Origin of the sequence: Ruminococcus sp. 1001136sp1_2201st1_G3_2201SCRN_220225 (assembly GCF_040924365.1) — a bacterium.
In the GTDB taxonomy this organism is placed as follows: Bacteria; Bacillota; Clostridia; order Lachnospirales; family Lachnospiraceae; genus Blautia_A; species Blautia_A faecis.
In genome coordinates this window covers 46,651-49,351 of sequence record NZ_JBCOME010000031.1, presented here as the reverse complement: position 1 = coordinate 49,351, position 2,701 = coordinate 46,651, and the positions used below count along the sequence as shown (strand labels likewise).

The 2,701-nt window shown below is 45.4% G+C and carries 2 protein-coding genes; both read left to right on the top strand.

Going from position 1 to position 2,701, the window contains the following annotated elements:
- Positions 1–647: 647 nt before the first annotated feature.
- Positions 648–1,145, top strand: coding sequence for a TRAP transporter small permease (locus tag AB5642_RS11315; protein WP_118583920.1), 498 nt, complete (start codon positions 648–650; stop codon positions 1,143–1,145).
- Positions 1,146–2,701: TRAP transporter large permease subunit (locus tag AB5642_RS11310; protein WP_368371622.1), on the top strand; the 1,556-nt coding region annotated here is incomplete at its 3' end.

The following is a 2,701-nucleotide window of genomic DNA, read 5'->3' as shown; positions in this document are numbered from 1 at the left end:
CCTGAACGATTTAGTCGCAGTTAGCAGTTAGTTCGCTGGAGCGTTGCGCCGGCGAGTGAGCAATCACCATTGTCCGAGTGCGTCCGCCTTGAACAACTTTCAACACACTAAATAGCAATTGCATAATTATACTTGACTTCCCCGAATTTTAGTAGTAGAATTACTTCAGTTCGTTAAACAACTAAATTAAAAAAGGATTAAATTCCTTGAAGGGAAGAAGTAGAAACAGAAGCACCTTGTCTACAGAGAGCTGTGTCGGTGGAAAGCAGCGTCAGGTCTGTTTTGAAGATCATCCCCGAGAAGGGAAGCCGAACGCTTCATAAGTATCCGTTTTTTCAAACAGGAACCAGATACGAAGTGAAGAACTGCATCAAGTAGGTTTCCACGGTTGTTCCCCGTTATCGGAATCGCGTATGTCGGTACGTTGTCTTTTCGTACTTGTTTCAAAGGGGAAACAGGGTGGTTGCGGTCTAATATGGTCCGTCCCTAGTTCAGGGGCGGATTTTTTTTGTGTAACAGGAAATTCCGTTGGAACTTCCTGTTACACAAAAGCCCTGCCGGGCAGGATCGTACTGCGGCTGCATAACAGATAGTTCCATTTTACGAAAGACGAAAACCTGACAAGTAAATTAAGAGGAGGAGAGATCATGAAAGTCTTCAAAAAAATCATGAATGCAGTAGCAGCAGTAGAAAATTGTATTCTGGTAGTGTCTACCCTGCTGATACTGGTTCTGACCGTGGGAAATGTTTTTTCCCGAAAAGTGATCCATCGTTCCTGGTCCTTTACCGAGGAACTTGTGGTCGCAGTCTTTGTACTGATTACCTTAATGGCTGCAGCACTTGCATGCCGCGAAGGAGAACTGGTTAACCTGTCACTGGTTACAGACCGTCTCCCTGAGAAACTGAAAAAACCATCTGTTATCCTTACCACTGTTCTGTGCATTATTTTTACCGCAATCTTATTCTGGTTCGGTATGGAAAAAGTAATCACACAGCTGGAAAACGGAAAACGTACCTTCGTTCTGAACTGGCCGGAGTGGATATTCTGGTCCTTCGTGCCAATCGGATCCGGATGCATGATCTTACATTTTATTGAATACTGTCTTGACTATTGTACAGGCAATCTGAAAAAGGAGGATAAATAAATGATAAGTGCAGTTCTTTTTATTTCATTTTTTGTTTTCCTGATCATGGGAGTTCCCATTGCAATCTGTCTGGGACTGTCCTCCGTCTGTGCAATCCTGTACTCCGGAACCTCCCTTACCATCGTTGCAACCAATATGTATGCCGGAATCAGTAAATTTCTCCTTCTGGCTATCCCATTTTTCGTACTTTCCGGAAATATCATGGCAAAAGCCGGAATTTCCAAAAGACTTGTCAGATTCGTAGATACCTGCGTGGGACATAAAAGAGGTGGCATCGCCATTGTATGCGTTATTGTAGCCTGCTTCTTCGGCGCAATTTCCGGATCCGGACCTGCAACTGTAGCAGCACTTGGAGCAGTTCTGATTCCGGCAATGGTAGAGCGGGGAGGCTTCAGCGCACCGTTTTCCACAGCCCTGATGGCAACATCAAGCTCCATCGCCATTGTCATCCCGCCAAGTATTGCATTTGTTGTATATGCTTCTATCACAGGCGTATCTATTGCAGATATGTTCATGGCAGGAATCGTACCTGGAATTCTGATGGGCGTTGCCCTTGTGATCGTGGTTATGGTGGAAGCCAGAAAAAAAGGCATTCAGCCAGCCCAGAAGAAAGCGACTGCAAAAGAGCGCTGGGATGCATTTAAGGATGCTTTCTGGGGATTCTTAATGCCGGTTATTATTCTGGGTGGTATTTATGGCGGTATTTTTACTCCTACTGAGGCAGCGGCTGTATCTGTTGTATACGGTCTGTTTGTAGGTATGGTGATTTATCGTGAGGTTAAATTAAAAGACCTGTTTGACATTTGCGTGGATTCTGCGAAAACAACTGGTGGAATCATGCTGATCGTAGCAAGTGCTTCCCTGTTTTCCTATGTATGTACCAAATTCGGTATCGCAGACGCAGCTTCAGCGCTTCTTGGAAGCATTGCACATAACCAGTTTACCTTCCTTCTGATCGTAAACATTATTTTCCTGATTGCAGGCTGCTTCATCGATGCAAACTCTGCTATGTACATTTTTATTCCGGTTATGCTTCCGGTATGCAAAGCACTTGGCTATGATGTGGTTGCATTTGGTGTGATGGCAACTGTAAACCTTGCAATTGGACAGGTAACTCCGCCGGTTGGTGTCAACCTGTTTGTGGCAATCGGAATCAAGATCAAAAAAGGCATGGAGGTTACCCTTCAGGAAATTTCAAAAGCAGTTATGCCCATGCTGGCAGCCTGTGTGGCCGTGCTTCTTGTGGTTACCTATATTCCGGTAACTTCAACGGCTCTTCCGAGAGCACTTGCTAAAAATGGTGCATATTCCGGAGATTTTTCCTCTGGTGACAGCGGCTCATCCGCAGCTTCTGCAGCCGGAGACGGGGATTATTCCTTCAATGAGATCGCAGATTACAGTGATCTTGGCTGGGAGGAAACCACCTGGAATTTTGCATGCTCTACAACTGAGACTTCTACCTGGGCGGACGGCGGCCGCAAGTTTGGCGAGCTGATGGAAAAGGCCACAGGAGGAAAAGTAAAAGTAAACATATATGCAGCAGACCAGCTGACAAA

Bases quoted from the DNA above. Each gene is read 5' to 3' on its own strand.
- AB5642_RS11315 (WP_118583920.1), top strand. From the start codon at position 648: ATGAAAGTCTTCAAAAAAATCATGAATGCAGTAGCAGCAGTAGAAAAT.